The organism is Janibacter limosus, from assembly GCF_004295485.1.
Classification (GTDB): Bacteria; Actinomycetota; Actinomycetes; order Actinomycetales; family Dermatophilaceae; genus Janibacter; species Janibacter limosus_A.
In genome coordinates, this window is the sequence record NZ_CP036164.1 from 574,098 (window position 1) to 588,257 (window position 14,160).

Consider the following 14,160-nt stretch of genomic DNA (forward strand, 5'->3'; position numbering starts at 1 on the left):
ATGACGACGGCCAAGCAGCGCATCCTCTCGGGGATGCAACCCACCAGTGACTCCCTGCACCTCGGCAACTACCTCGGGGCACTCGTCAACTGGGTCGGACTGCAGGAGGACTTCGACGCCTACTACTTCGTCGCCGACCTGCACGCGCTCACCGTGCCGACGGACCCGGCCGACATCACCCGCCGCACCCGGGTCACCGCGGCCCAGTACATCGCCGGTGGCGTCGACCCCGAGCGCTCGGCGATCTTCTGCCAGAGCCACGTCCGCGAGCACACCGAGCTGATGTGGGTACTGGCCTGCCAGACCGCCTTCGGTGAGGCCAGTCGCATGACGCAGTTCAAGGACAAGACGACCAAGGGCCACAACGCCAACGTCGGGCTCTTCACCTACCCGATCCTCATGGCCGCCGACATCCTCGTCTACGACGCCGCCCGCGTCCCCGTCGGCGACGACCAGCGCCAGCACCTGGAGATCACCCGCGACCTCGCCGAGCGCTTCAACGCCCGCTTCGGCGACACCCTCGTCGTCCCCGAGCCGCACATCCTCAAGGAGTCGGCGCGGATCATGGACCTGCAGGAGCCGACCTCCAAGATGAGCAAGAGCAGCTCCTCCGACAAGGGCCTGATCTCGCTGCTCGACGACCCCAAGCGGATCGCCAAGAAGATCCGCTCGGCCGTCACCGACGCCGAGGGCGAGGTCCGCTACGACGCCGAGGCCAAGCCCGGTGTGTCCAACCTGCTGTCGATCCACTCGGCGCTCTCGGGCACGTCGATCGCGGACCTCGAGACCAGCTTCGCCGGCAAGGGGTACGGGGACCTCAAGCAGGAGGTCGCCGACGTCGTCGTGACCGCCCTCGAGCCCTACCAGCAGCGCATGGACGAGCTGATGTCCGACCCGGCCGAGCTCGACAACATCCTGGCGAAGGGAGCCGCCCGCGCTTCCGAGGTCGCCTCGGCCACCCGAGACCGCGTGTACGACCGCGTCGGGCTGCTGGCACCGAGGATCTGACCGGTGGCCGTCCACGGTGTGTCGATCGCGGTTCCCGAGCCGTGGTGCGCGCAGCTGCAGCAGCTGCGTGAGGACGTCGGAGACCCTCTGGCGCAGGCGATCCCGCCGCACATCACGCTCATGCCGCCGACCGAGATCGCCGAGTCCGAGATGGACCGCTTCCGCACCCACCTCGAGAGCGTGGCCAAGCAGCACGGCCCCTTCTCCATGCGGCTGCGTGGGACCGGCACCTTCCGTCCGGTCAGCCCGGTCGTCTTCGTCCAGGTGGCCCAGGGCATCCCGATGTGCGAGCGCCTCGAGCAGGCGGTGCGCCGCGGGCCGGTCTCACGAGACCTCGAGTTCCCGTACCACCCGCACGTGACCATCGCGCACGGGATCGCCGACCCGGGTCTGGACCGGGCCTTCGACGAGCTCGCCTTCTTCGACACCAGCTTCGAGGTCGAGGACTTCCACCTCTACGACCACGGGGACGATGGCGTGTGGCGGCCCGTCACGGCCTTCGCGCTCAGTGGGGAGCGTCTGCAGCCCTCATCGTGAGGTCCCCGGACGGGTCCAGGCTCCTGAGGACGGCGCCGGCGATCTCACCGAGTGCCCGCACCTGACCGGGCGTCAGCTGGTCGAGCACGTGCTCCCTGACAAAGCTGACGTGGTGGGGTGCCGCCGACACGATCTTTGCCCAGCCCTCATCGGTGAGCACGGCGTCGGTGGCCCGGGCGTCGAGGTCGCTGCGTGAGCGGGAGACGAGCCCGCGGTCCTCGAGACGCTTGACCACGTGGGAGAGGCGGGGGAGCGTCGAGTTGGCGCGCCGGGCCAGCCACGACATGCGCAGCGTCCGCTCCGGGGCCTCGGAGAGCATCGCGAGCACCTGGTACTCGAAGTGCGTCAGCCCCGAGTCCTGACGCACCTGGGCGTCCAGGCGAGCGGGGAGGACCTCGGCGAGGGCGATCACCTGCAGCCAGGTGCGCATCTCGTCATCGTCGAGCCAGCGTGGTTCCATGCCCGGATCATCCCAGACCCTCCGCTCGGGTGCGACGAGGCGAGGGGGGATCCTCCCTTCGTCCTCAGGCGGCGTGCGAGGAGATCGCGCCCTCGTAGTGACCGACGAGCTGCTCCGTCAGGCTGCTCCACGAGCGCTGGGCCACCATCGCCGGGCCGTGCCCACCCATCCGCTCGCGCTGGGTCGGCGAGTCGACGAGCTCGGCGACCCAGCGGGCGAGGTCACCCCGCACCTCCGGGTCGAAGAGGTAGCCGCTCTCACCGTGGGCGACGAGGTCCAGCGGTCCGCCGACGGCGGGAGCGACCACGGGCAGGCCGGCTGCGGCGGCCTCCTGCAGGGTCTGCCCGAAGGTCTCCTTGGTGCCCGTGTGGACGAAGATGTCGAAGGTCGCGTACGCGCGAGCGAGGTCCTCGCCCGTGCGCGGGCCGAGGAAGGCGGGCGGCAGGTTGGGTCGCCCCGAGCTCGAGGCGACGGCCTCGGCGAGACGAGCGCCCAGCTCGTTGCGGCTCGGGCCCTCGCCGACGAGCACCAGGCGCGTGCCGGGCAGCTGGGCGAGCTCCGCGAGCCGGTGCAGCTCCTTCTCCGGTGCGAGTCGTCCGACGTAGCCGAGGAGCAGCTCACCGTTGGGCGCGAGCGCGCGCTTGAGGGCGAGCGTCTCGCTGTCCTGCTTCCACTCGGGGGTGAACAAGCGGGTGTCGACCCCGCGGCCCCACAGATCGGTGCGGGGGATGCGGTGGGCGCGCAGCTCCTCGAGGGTCGGCCGGCTCGGGGCGAGCGTCAGGTCGGCGCGCTCGTGGAGGCGCCGCACCCACTCCCAGGTCAGCGAGGAGGCGCCGCGACCGAAGGCACCGGGGCCGTGCTGCTTGACGTAGTTGGGCATGTCCGTCTGGTAGATCGCGACCGTCGGCAGGTCGAAGTGCTCGGCGGCGTGCAGGCCACGAGCACCCACGAGGAAGGGGGAGGCGACGTGGACGACGTCGGGGCGGAAGTCGCGCAGCGCTCGCCGCACCGCACCCGTCGGCACTCCCGCGCGGAAGCCGCGCACCGGCACCGCCGGCAGGGTCCGCACGGTGTGACCGGCAAAGGTCGCCGGCGCCGGGCCCGGCGCGATGATCATCGCCTTGTGGCCCTGCTCGCGCAGGTTCTCGGCCACCCGGCAGACGCTCGTGGTCACGCCGTTGAGGCTGGGCAGGAAGGACTCGGTCGCAATTGCCACTCTCACGGTTTTCACTGTCCTCGCGGCCCTGCCCGGACCGGTGACCTGAAGGGGGGTGTCCGGTGAGCATCAGGTGACGTCTTGGTCGTCCGGGTACGGTGCGCCCATGACGACGACTCCCGATCTCGAGCGCTTCTGGGCCGTGGTGCCCGCCGGTGGTGCCGGGACGCGCCTGTGGCCGGTCTCCCGGGCCTCCTCGCCCAAGTTCCTGCACGACCTCACCGGCAGCGGACGCACCCTGATCCAGGCCACCGTCGACCGGCTGCGCGTCCTCGCCGGGGAGCGGGTTCTCGTGGTGACCGGCAGAGCCCATGCCGAGGCCGTGTCCCGGCAGGTGCCCGACCTGCCGGCGGACCTGCTGCTCGCCGAGCCCTCACCGCGTGACTCGATGGCCGCGATCGGGCTGGCCGCGGCCGTGCTCGAGCTGCGTGACCCCGAGGCGATCATCGGTTCCTTCGCGGCCGACCACGTCATCACGGACCAAGCGGCCTTCGGTCGGGCCGTCACCGAGGCCGTCGGTGTCGCCCAGCGCGACAACCTGCTGGTGACGATCGGCATCGAGCCGACCTACCCCTCCACCGGCTTCGGCTACATCCAGATGGGCCCGCGGCTGCGCGCCCACCCCACGGCCACCCGGGTGCGCCAGTTCGTCGAGAAGCCCGACGCCCGCCGCGCCGCCTCATACCTGGCCACGGGTGAGTTCCGTTGGAACGCAGGCATGTTCGTCGTGCGAGCCACGCGGCTGCTCGACCTGCTCGCCGAGTGGCACCCCGACCTGGCGGCCGGCCTGCGCGAGATCGCGGCCGACCCCTCTCTGCTCGAGGAGCGGTGGGAGGGGCTGGAGAAGATCGCGATCGACCACGCGGTGGCCGAGCCGGCAGCCGACGAGGGCCTCGTCGCGGTCGTGCCCGGCGACTTCGACTGGGACGACGTCGGCGACTTCAAGTCGCTGTCCGGGCTGCTGCCGAAGGGAGAGGGCTCGATGACCGTCGTCGGTGACCCTGCCCAGGTGCAGGCCATCGACTCCGGTGGTCTCGTGGTCTCCGAGTCCGGCCGGATGGTCGCCGTCGTGGGGCTCGAGGACGTCGTGGTCGTCGAGACCGCCGACGCGCTCCTGGTCGCCAGCCGTGAGCGGGCCCAGGACGTCAAGCTCGTCGTCGAGGCGCTCAAGGCCGCCGGTCGATCCGACCTCGTGTGACCCGCTCGGTTCACCCGATGGTCACCTCCCCGTCGTGACGACCTGACCTCGGTAGAGTCGCCACGCCATGACTGCCCCCCTCGCCCCGACGCTCCTGCGCGTCATCGACGACCTCGTCCCCGAGCTGGTCGACTTCCGTCGGGACCTGCACGCCCACCCCGAGCTGTCCTTCCAGGAGCACCGCACGACGGCCAGGCTGCGCGAGCGCCTGGAGGCGGCCGGGCTGGCGCCGAGGTCTGTCAGCGAGACGGGGCTCGTCGTGGACCTGGGGGCCAGCGAGCCGCGTCGCCGGGTCGCCCTGCGCGGCGACATCGACGCCCTGCCGGTCCGTGAGCGCACGGGCCTGGACTGGACCTCGACCGTCGACGGCGTCTGCCACGCCTGCGGCCACGACGTGCACGCCACCGTCCTCCTGGGCGCCGGGCTGGCGCTCGCCGAGGTGGCCGACGAGCTCGCCGCGCGTCATGTCGGGGTCCGCCTGATCTTCCAACCCGCCGAGGAGCAGATGCCCGGTGGCGCCCTGAAGTTCGTCCAGTCGGGGGTGATGTCCGGTGTCGACACGGCCTACGCCGTCCACTGCGACCCCTCCCTCGACGTCGGGGAGGTGGGCCTGCGCGAGGGAGCGCTCACGGCCGCGGCCGACCAGGTGACGGTCACGCTGCGCGGGCGGGGTGGTCACACCTCCCGCCCCTTCCTCACCGAGGACCTCACCTATGCCCTAGCCAAGGTCATCACCGACGTCCCGGCGGTGCTGAGTCGACGGGTCGACCCACGGGCCGGTCTCGTCGTCGTGTGGGGCCGGGTCTCCGCGGGCGAGGCGATCAACGTCATCCCGTCCACCGGTGTCGCCCAGGGGACCGTGCGGATGCTCGACGTCGGCGTCTGGGACAGGATCGGTCCGCTCCTGCACGAGGTCGTCGAGGACGTCGTGCGGCCCTACGGCGTCGCGGCGACGATCGATCACGTGCGCGGGGTGCCGCCCGTCGTCAACGACCCGGCTGCGGTCGCGGCGCTCGGTCGGGCCACGATGGCCGCCGGTCTGCGGCCGGTGCCGACGCCGCACAGCCTCGGCGGCGAGGACTTCGCATGGATGCTGCACGAGGCCGAGGGGGCGATGGCCCGTCTGGGGACCCGCACCCACGGAGGCCGCAGCTTCGACCTGCACCAGGGCGACCTCGTCGTCGACGAGGGCGCCGTGCGCAACGGCACCGCGCTGCTGAGCCTCGCAGCCGCGGGGGAGTGGACCCGCGTCGAGAGCGACTGAGCGACGGGGAGGGTTATCCCTCCCGGCGCCTGCGACGGTCGCGGTCTCATAACAGTTGGTCCCATCCACCACATCGCCTCTGGTGTGCGGGCTACCGCGTCGTAGCATCCCGGGATGGCACGTGCGTGCCGATACACCCCTGCTGAGAAGGAGAGCGCCTTGCGCCACACCGTGAAGGCCGCATCGATCTTGTCCGTGGCCGCCTTGGCCCTCACCGCGTGCGGTGGCAGTGACTCGGGCGGCGACGCCACCTCTGGCGCAGACGGCGGCAGCGACATCAAGGCCTGCCTCGCCTACGACGTCGGTGGCCGTGGCGACCAGTCGTTCAACGACTCCGCAGCCAAGGGCCTGGACCAGGCCAAGGACGAGCTCGGGGTCCAGATCGAGGAGGTCGAGGCGAGCCAGGGCGAAAATGACGCGGCTCGCGAGGACCGCCTCAACCAGCTCGTCGACGCCGACTGCACCAACATCGTCGGTGTCGGCTTCATCTACGCCAAGGCGATCGGTGCCGCGTCCAAGGACAACCCCGACATCTCCTTCGCGATCGTCGACGACGCCTCGGCCGACTCCGCGGGCGACAACGTCGCCCAGCTCGTCTTCGCCGAGAACGAAGGCTCCTTCCTCGTCGGCGCAGCGGCGGCGCTGAAGTCCAAGAGCGGCAAGGTCGGCTTCATCGGTGGCATGGACGTGCCGCTGATCAACAAGTTCGACGCGGGCTTCAAGGCCGGCGCCAAGGCCGTCGACCCCAAGATCGAGATCCAGACCAAGTACCTGGCCGAGGACGGCTCCGGCTTCGCCGACCCGGCAAAGGGCAAGACGGCCGCCGAGGGCATGTACGACAAGGGCGCGGACGTCATCTACCACGCGGCCGGTGGCTCCGGTGCGGGTGTCTTCGAGGCGGCCAAGGCCAACAAGAAGATGGCCATCGGTGTCGACTCCGACCAGGCCAAGACCGCGGAGAAGGACGTCCAGGACGTCATCATCACCTCGATGGTCAAGAACGTGAATGTCGCGGTCTTCGACTACATCAAGGCCTCCGTCGACGGCGAGCAGATGTCCGGTCCGCAAGAGTTCGACCTCAAGGACGGCGGCGTCAGCTACACGACGACCGGCGGCAAGATCGACGACATCACGGATCAGCTCGACGACTACAAGCAGCAGATCATCGACGGGAAGATCACCGTTCCCGCGAAGTGACGCTGACGGGCAGCTCGGGGCCCGATCACACGCGACGCGTGTGATCGGGCCCCGTCCCGTCCGCGGGCGCTACCCTTCGCCTGCGCACCCATGTCGCTGATGCACCACGGAGGCACCATGAGCACGACCGTCACTGACCCCCCTTCGGCAGCCGGCAACGCCACCGACCTGGCCGTCGAGGTCGAGGGGATCACCAAGCGCTTCCCCGGCGTCATCGCCAACCAGGACGTCACCTTCGCGGTGGCCCGGGGGACGGTCCACGCGATCGTGGGTGAAAACGGTGCGGGCAAGTCGACCCTGATGAAGATGCTCTACGGGGTGCAGCGCCCCGACGAGGGCACCATCCGGATCAACGGCGAGAGCGTCTCGCTGCACAGCCCCGCGGACGCGATCAAGCACGGCGTCGGCATGGTCTTCCAGCACTTCATGCTCGCCGACAACCTCACGGTCACCGAAAACGTCGTCCTCGGGGCGGAGAAGCTGCACGGCATCGGCGCGGGTGCACGCGCCGAGATCACCCGCATCTCCGACGAGTACGGCCTCGGGATCGACCCGCGTGACCTCGTCGCCGACCTGGGAGTCGGCGCCCGACAGCGGGTGGAGATCCTCAAGGTGCTCTACCGCGGCGCCCGCACGATCATCCTCGACGAGCCCACCGCGGTGCTCGTCCCGCAGGAGGTCGACGAGCTCTTCGGCAACCTGCGCGAGCTCAAGCGTGAGGGCATCACCGTCCTCTTCATCTCCCACAAGCTCGACGAGGTCCTGTCGGTCGCCGACCGGGTCACCGTCATCCGCCGGGGGATGACCATCGACACCGTCCTGCCTCAGGACGTCACCTCGCGCCAGCTCGCCGAGCTCATGGTCGGCTCGGAGCTGCCGACGCCGCAAACCGAGGAGTCCACCGTCACCGACAGGGTCGTGCTCTCGATCGCCGACGTGACCCTCGCCGGCGCCGGCCGCACTGTGCTCGAGGACGTCACCCTGGACCTGCACGCCGGTGAGGTCGTCGGCATCGCAGGTGTCGAGGGCAACGGCCAGGCCGAGCTCGTCGAGGTCGTCATGGGCATGGGTGAGCCCGCCCGCGGACGGATCGAGCTCGAGGGCACCGACATCTCCGACTGGGACGTGCGCCGCATCCGCGAGGCGGGTGTCGGCTACATCCCCGAGGACCGCCACCGCCAGGGTCTGCTGCTGGACTCGCCCCTCTGGGAAAACCGGATGCTCGGTCACCAGACACAGGAGCCGGCATCCAAGAACGGCATCCTCACCAACGCCGCTGCACGGACCGACACCGAGCGGATCGTGCGTGAGTACGACGTGCGCACGCCCAGCATCCACGTCACCGTGGGGTCGTTGTCCGGTGGCAACCAGCAAAAGCTGATCATCGGCCGCGAGATGAGCCATGCCCCCAAGGTGCTGGTCGCCTCGCACCCGACCCGAGGGGTTGACGTCGGCGCCCAGGCGGCGATCTGGGATCTCATCCGTGAGGCGCGCAGAGAGGGCCTGGCGGTCCTGCTCATCAGCGCCGACCTCGAGGAGCTCATCGGCCTCTCCGACACCATCAAGGTCATCCTACGTGGTCGCATCACCGGGGAGTTCGACCCCGACGTGGTCACGAGCCAGGAGCTGGGCAGCGCCATGACCGGCGCCGGGAAGGACGCCTCATGAAGTTCACTCCGCGCCGCCTGGTGCTGACCCTGGCCGCGCCGGTGCTCGCCGTCGTCGTCGCCTTCGTCATCACCTCCCTCGTGCTCGTCGCCGTGGGCGACCCCGTGGGCAAGGTGTGGTCCACGCTGCTGTCCGAGCCGCGCCCGCGCACGCTCGTCAACATCTTCAACAGCGCCATCACCTACTACATCGCCGCCGTCGCCGTCGCGATCGGCTTCAAGATGAAGCTCTTCAACATCGGTGTCGACGGCCAGTACCGCATCGCGGCCTTCGCCGCGGCGCTCGTCGCCGGGCAGGCCTGGCTCCCGGGCGGCCTCAACATCGTCCTGGCCATGCTCGTGGCCATGCTCGTCGGCGGCTTCTGGGCGGGCATCGCCGGCTGGCTGAAGGTGACCCGCGGTGTCTCAGAGGTGATCTCGACGATCATGCTCAACACCATCTCGGCCGGCCTGGTCGGCTGGGGGCTGCGCAGCTGGGGCACCCGCGCCGAGGGCAGCAACACCCGCAACACCACGCAGATCCCGGAGTCCAGCCAGCTCGAGGGCTTCAAGCTCGTCGCGGACGCCCCCAACCGGGTGTACACCCTCCTCGTGCTCGCGATCCTCGTCGGCATCGTCTACTGGTTCGTCATCAACCGCACCCGCTTCGGCTTCGACGTGCGGGCCACCGGGGAGTCCGAGACGGCCGCTGTGGCCAGCGGCGTCAAGGTGCCGCGCATGGTGCTCATCGCCATGATCGCCTCCGGCGCCGTCGCCGGCCTGATCAGCATGCCCGCCTTCTTCGGCGCCGACCACAGCTACGGCCTGAACTTCCAGGAGGGCGTCGGCTTCATCGGCATCGGCATCGCGCTCCTGGGACGCAACCATCCCGTCGGCATCGCCTTCGCCGCACTGCTGTGGTCGTGGCTGGAGAAGGCGAGCGACGGGCTGCAGCTGCAGGCCGGCGTCTCACCGGCGCTCGTCTACATCATCCAGGGCGTCATCCTCCTCGCGGTCGTCATCGCCTACGAGGTCGTCGCCCGCTTCGAGCGGCGGCTGGAGCAGAAGCAGGTCACCCGCCAGCTCGACACCGCCACCCCGGAAGGAGCTGCGGCATGACCCTCAGCGTCGGCACCGAGATCGAGACCGCCCCGGCCACGCCGGCCACGCGGCGCATCCCCTTCTGGGCCTGGCCCCTGGGCCTCGCCGCCCTGCTCGTCGTCCTGTCGATCATCCGGATGATCACCGGTCAGGACGACATCTCCTCCTCCGGCACCCTGGGCGCGGCCCTCGCCTGGGCCATGCCCCTCGCCCTCGCCGGACTGGGCGGTCTGTGGTCCGAGCGCGCGGGCGTCATCAACATCGGCCTCGAGGGGATGATGATCCTCGGCACCTGGGGGGCGGCCTTCGGCGCCATCCACGGCGGCCCGTGGATGGGAGTCGTCGGCGCCGTCGTCTGCGGTGCGCTCGGTGGGCTGGTGCACGCGCTGGCCACGGTCACCTTCGGCGTCGACCACATCGTCTCCGGTGTCGCCCTCAACATCGTCGCCCTGGGCGTCGCGAGCTACCTCGCCGCGCGCTTCTTCGGCGACCTGAAGGGAGGCAGCGACGTCCAGTCGCCGCCCCTCCCTTCGCTCCCGCGGGTCGGCATCCCGGGGCTGTCCGAACCGCTGAAGAGCGTGGAGGACAAGGGGTGGTTCTTCGTCTCCGAGCTGGCCGCCATGCTGCGCGCGGCGACCACCGACCTGTCCCTGCTCACCGTCATCGCGCTGCTCCTCCTCGCCGGCACCTGGTGGCTGCTGTGGCGCACCGCCTTCGGCCTGCGGGTGCGCTCCTGCGGCGAGTCGCCGGTCGCCGCGGAGACCCTCGGCATCAACGTCTACCTCTACAAGTACATCGCCGTCACCGCGTCCGGCGGTCTCGCCGGCCTCGGCGGTGGCTTCCTCGCGATGGTCGCCTCCAACGCCTACCGCGAGGACCAGACCGGTGGGCGCGGCTACATCGGCCTCGCGGCCATGATCTTCGGCAACTGGCGCCCGGGCGGCGTGCTCATGGGCTCGGGCCTCTTCGGCTACATGGACGCCCTGCAGCTGCGCGGTGGAGGCTCGGCGCTGCACGCGATGCTGCTCTTCATCGGGGTCCTGCTGCTCGTCATCGGCCTCTGGCAGATCCTGCGACGCCACGCGCACGTGCAAGGCGCCATCGCCATCGTCACCGGTGTGGTCGTCATGGTCCTGTGGGCGGTCAGCGACAGCATCCCGGGCGAGGTCACCCGATTTGCCCCCCACCTGACGACACTGCTCGTCCTCGCCTTCGCCAGCCAACGCCTGCGGATGCCGGCGGCCAACGGCAAGGTCTATCGACGAGGAGAGGGGCACTGACATGGCGCCGGCTCTGACGCAGGACGACTGGGAGCTGCTGCGCAGCACGGCGGTCGAGGCGATGGGGCAGGCCTACGCGCCGTACTCCAACTTCCCGGTCGGGGTCGCCGGACTGGCGGACGACGGCCGTCTGCTGAGCGGCTGCAATGTCGAGAACGCCTCCTATGCCGTCGGCCTGTGCGCGGAGTGCGGACTCGTCAGCGACCTGGTGCGCACCGGCGGTGGACGCCTGGTCGCAGTCTGGTGCGTCGACTCCCGAGGGGAGACCCTCATGCCGTGCGGCCGCTGCCGCCAGCTCCTCTGGGAGCACGGGGGCGAGCAGTGCCGCATCCAGACACCGGAGGGCGAGCGCTCGCTCGCCGAGATCCTGCCGCAGGCCTTCGGGGCGGACGACCTGACCAAGGGAGCACGATGACCGAGCAGCACGATGTCGTGGACATCATCCGCACCAAGCGCGACCGGGGTGTGCTCACCGACGATCAGATCGACTGGGTGATCGACGCCTACACCCGCGGCGTCGTCGCCGACGAGCAGATGTCGGCGCTCGCCATGGCCATCCTTATCAACGGCATGACCCGTCCCGAGATCGCCCGCTGGACCGCAGCGATGATCGCCAGCGGTGAGCGCATGGACTTCTCCGGCCTGGCACGGCCCACCTCGGACAAGCACTCCACGGGCGGCGTGGGGGACAAGATCACCCTCCCGCTGGCCCCGCTCGTCGCCGTCTTCGGCATCGCCGTGCCCCAGCTCTCCGGCCGCGGTCTCGGCCACACGGGCGGGACCCTGGACAAGCTCGAGTCGATCCCGGGGTGGCGCGCGGACCTGAGCAATGCCCAGATGCTCGCCCAGCTCGACGACGTCGGTGCCGTCATCTGCGCCGCCGGCGCGGGGCTGGCTCCGGCGGACAAGAAGCTCTACGCCCTGCGTGACGTCACCGGCACCGTCGAGGCGATCCCGCTCATCGCCAGCTCGATCATGAGCAAGAAGATCGCCGAGGGCACGGGCGCACTCGTCCTCGACGTCAAGGTCGGGTCCGGAGCCTTCATGAAGACCCGTGAGGACGCCACCGAGCTGGCCCGCACGATGGTCGACCTCGGGACGGACGCCGGCGTCAACACGGTCGCCCTGATCACCGACATGTCCGTGCCGCTCGGCCTGACGGCAGGCAACGCCCTCGAGGTGCGCGAGTCCGTCGAGGTCCTCGCCGGCGGGGGCCCGCAGGACGTCGTCGACCTCACGGTCGCCCTGGCCGACGAGATGACCCGCGCTGCCGGCAAGGACGTCGGCCCCGACGAGCTGCGTGCTGCGCTGGCCGACGGCCGGGCCATGGACGTCTGGCGCCGGATGATCTCCGCACAGGGCGGCGACGCCGATGCGCCGCTGCCCACCGCTGCCGAGACGCAGACGGTCGTCGCCGACACCGACGGGCATCTGGAGCACCTCGACGCGATGGCGGTCGGCATGGCCGCCTGGCGCCTGGGCGCGGGCCGTGCCCGCAAGGAGGACCCCGTGCAGGCCGGCGCGGGGGTCGAGCTGCATGCCCGCCCGGGGGACAAGGTCGCCAAGGGGCAGCCACTCATGACCCTGCACACCGACACCCCCGAGCGGTTTGCCCGGGCCCAGGAGTCGCTGGTCGGAGGCTGGCGGATCGCGCCCCAGGCGCCCGCCAGGGGCCCCGTCGTCCTCGACCGGATCACCGCCCAGGAGGCCTGACATGCCCGAGCTCAACGACACCCCGTCGATCATCGACGTGCCCGGCGGCAAGGTCATCGCCGAGCACGTCGGCCGGGTCGCCACCGGCAGCGAGGCGATGTCCGTCGCCCACATGAAGGCCCCGGCCGACTGGTCGGAGCCGGCGCAGCGACCCGACTTCGACGAGGTGACCGTCGTCGTCGCCGGCACGGTGCTCGTCGAGCACGACGGCGGAACCACGACGGTCGGAGCCGGTCAGAGCATCGTCACCCGGGCGGGTGAGCGGGTGCGCTACTCGACCGGCCCCGAGGGCGCCGAGTACGTGGCGATCTGCACGCCCGCCTTCGCTCCCGACACCGTGCACCGGGAGGACGAGGGATGATCCTCGACGAGGCCGCGATCCGCTCCCTTCCCAAGGTGCTGCTGCACGACCACCTCGACGGCGGTGTGCGGCCGGCCACCGTCCTCGAGATCGCCGACGAGGTGGGCCACGAGCTGCCGGTCATTGGCGACGAGCGCACCGCCGAGGGCTTGGCGCGATGGTTCCGCGAGTCGGCCGACTCGGGCTCGCTCGTGCGCTACCTCGAGACCTTCGTGCACACCGTCGGCGTGATGCAGACCGCCCCGGCGCTGCGCCGGGTCGCCCGGGAGTCAGTGCTCGACCTCGCCCGTGACGGCGTCGTCTACGCCGAGTCGCGCTACGCGCCCGAGCAGCACCTCGAGGGCGGGCTGACCCTCGAGCAGGTGGTCGACGAGGTCAACGCCGGCTTCCGCGAAGGGGAGGAGCAGGCTGCCGCAGAAGGGCACCCGATCGTCGTGCGGGCGCTGCTCACGGCGATGCGGCACGCCGCCAAGTCGCGCGAGATCGCCGAGCTGGCCGTGCGCTACCGCGACAAGGGGGCGGCCGGCTTCGACATCGCCGGGGCCGAGGCCGGGCATCCGCCGAGCCGCCACCTCGACGCCTTCGAGTACCTGCGCCGCGAGAACGCCCACTTCACGATCCACGCTGGTGAGGCCTTCGGGCTGCCCAGCATCTGGGAGGCGCTGCAGTGGTGCGGCGCAGATCGGCTCGGGCACGGCGTGCGCATCGTGGACGACATCGGCTTCCGCGGGGCGACCGTCACGGACGACCCGCTCGCAGCCAACCAGGCCGCGAGGGAGGACCCGTCGCAGCTGCGCCTCGGCCGTCTGGCCGCCTTCGTCCGGGACACCCGCGTGCCCCTGGAGATGTGCCCGCACAGCAATGTGCAGACCGGCGCGGCTCCGTCGATCGCCGCGCACCCGATCACCCTGCTGGCCAGGCTGCGCTACCGCATCACCCTCAACACCGACAACCGGCTGATGTCGGACACGTCGATGACCCGGGAGATGCACGCGCTCGTCAGCGAGGCGGGCTGGGAGCTGGACGACCTGCGGTGGGTGACGACCAACGCGATGAAGTCGGCCTTCCTCCCCTTCGACGAGCGACTGGAGCTCATCGAGCAGACGATCAAGCCGGCGTACGCGGCTGCTGCCTACGCCTGAGCGCCGAGCAGCCGTCCCGATGCTGGTTGGAGGTATA

General features: G+C 70.6%; 14 protein-coding genes. 12 read left to right on the forward strand and 2 right to left on the reverse strand.

Going from position 1 to position 14,160, the window contains the following annotated elements; translation table 11 throughout:
- A complete protein-coding gene (trpS, locus tag EXU32_RS02805) occupies positions 1–1,008 on the forward strand; it encodes a tryptophan--tRNA ligase (protein ID WP_130628530.1) in 1,008 nt (335 codons plus the stop codon).
- Between the two features lie 3 nt (positions 1,009–1,011).
- On the forward strand, positions 1,012–1,545 hold the full coding sequence (locus tag EXU32_RS02810) for a 2'-5' RNA ligase family protein (protein WP_130628531.1): 534 nt from the start codon (positions 1,012–1,014) through the stop codon (positions 1,543–1,545).
- Here EXU32_RS02810 and EXU32_RS02815 read toward each other — a convergent pair.
- Positions 1,514–2,005 (reverse strand): MarR family winged helix-turn-helix transcriptional regulator, encoded by a 492-nt coding sequence (locus EXU32_RS02815; RefSeq protein ID WP_130628532.1) that lies wholly within the window; start codon positions 2,003–2,005, stop codon positions 1,514–1,516. The genes EXU32_RS02810 and EXU32_RS02815 overlap by 32 nt on opposite strands.
- A 64-nt stretch (positions 2,006–2,069) precedes the next feature.
- Entirely contained in the window at positions 2,070–3,227 is a 1,158-nt protein-coding gene (locus tag EXU32_RS02820) for a glycosyltransferase family 4 protein (RefSeq protein ID WP_130628533.1), read from the reverse strand.
- A 100-nt stretch (positions 3,228–3,327) separates the two neighbouring features.
- On the opposite strand from EXU32_RS02820, the gene EXU32_RS02825 reads away from it, so the two are divergent.
- From EXU32_RS02825 to EXU32_RS02870, 10 genes are all read left to right on the forward strand, one after another.
- Positions 3,328–4,419: a mannose-1-phosphate guanylyltransferase gene (locus EXU32_RS02825; protein WP_130628534.1), complete on the forward strand. Its 1,092-nt coding sequence runs from the start codon at positions 3,328–3,330 to the stop codon at positions 4,417–4,419.
- Between the two features lie 67 nt (positions 4,420–4,486).
- The gene (locus EXU32_RS02830) at positions 4,487–5,683 is read left to right on the forward strand and encodes an amidohydrolase (RefSeq protein ID WP_130628535.1); all 1,197 of its coding nucleotides are present in this window, start codon (positions 4,487–4,489) and stop codon (positions 5,681–5,683) included.
- 159 nt (positions 5,684–5,842) lie between these two features.
- On the forward strand, positions 5,843–6,880 hold the full coding sequence (locus tag EXU32_RS02835) for a BMP family lipoprotein (RefSeq protein ID WP_165399554.1): 1,038 nt from the start codon (positions 5,843–5,845) through the stop codon (positions 6,878–6,880).
- 117 nt (positions 6,881–6,997) lie between these two features.
- Complete coding sequence (locus tag EXU32_RS02840) at positions 6,998–8,548, forward strand: ABC transporter ATP-binding protein (RefSeq protein WP_130628537.1); 1,551 nt, start codon at positions 6,998–7,000, stop codon at positions 8,546–8,548.
- Positions 8,545–9,645: an ABC transporter permease gene (locus EXU32_RS02845; RefSeq protein WP_130628538.1), complete on the forward strand. Its 1,101-nt coding sequence runs from the start codon at positions 8,545–8,547 to the stop codon at positions 9,643–9,645. The genes EXU32_RS02840 and EXU32_RS02845 overlap by 4 nt, the downstream gene beginning before the upstream one ends.
- A complete protein-coding gene (locus EXU32_RS02850; protein ID WP_130628539.1) occupies positions 9,642–10,907 on the forward strand; it encodes an ABC transporter permease in 1,266 nt (421 codons plus the stop codon). Before EXU32_RS02845 ends, EXU32_RS02850 begins: the two co-directional genes overlap by 4 nt.
- Position 10,908: 1 nt before the next feature.
- A complete protein-coding gene (locus EXU32_RS02855) occupies positions 10,909–11,322 on the forward strand; it encodes a cytidine deaminase (RefSeq protein WP_130628540.1) in 414 nt (137 codons plus the stop codon).
- Positions 11,319–12,620 (forward strand): thymidine phosphorylase, encoded by a 1,302-nt coding sequence (locus EXU32_RS02860; RefSeq protein ID WP_130628541.1) that lies wholly within the window; start codon positions 11,319–11,321, stop codon positions 12,618–12,620. Before EXU32_RS02855 ends, EXU32_RS02860 begins: the two co-directional genes overlap by 4 nt.
- Before the next feature lies 1 nt (position 12,621).
- Positions 12,622–12,981 carry a cupin domain-containing protein gene (locus EXU32_RS02865; protein ID WP_130628542.1) on the forward strand — a complete coding sequence of 120 codons (360 nt, stop codon included), beginning with the start codon at positions 12,622–12,624 and terminating at the stop codon, positions 12,979–12,981.
- Positions 12,978–14,123, forward strand: a complete 1,146-nt coding sequence (locus EXU32_RS02870; RefSeq protein ID WP_130628543.1) for an adenosine deaminase — start codon at positions 12,978–12,980, stop codon at positions 14,121–14,123. The genes EXU32_RS02865 and EXU32_RS02870 overlap by 4 nt, the downstream gene beginning before the upstream one ends.
- The last annotated feature ends 37 nt before the right edge of the window (positions 14,124–14,160 follow it).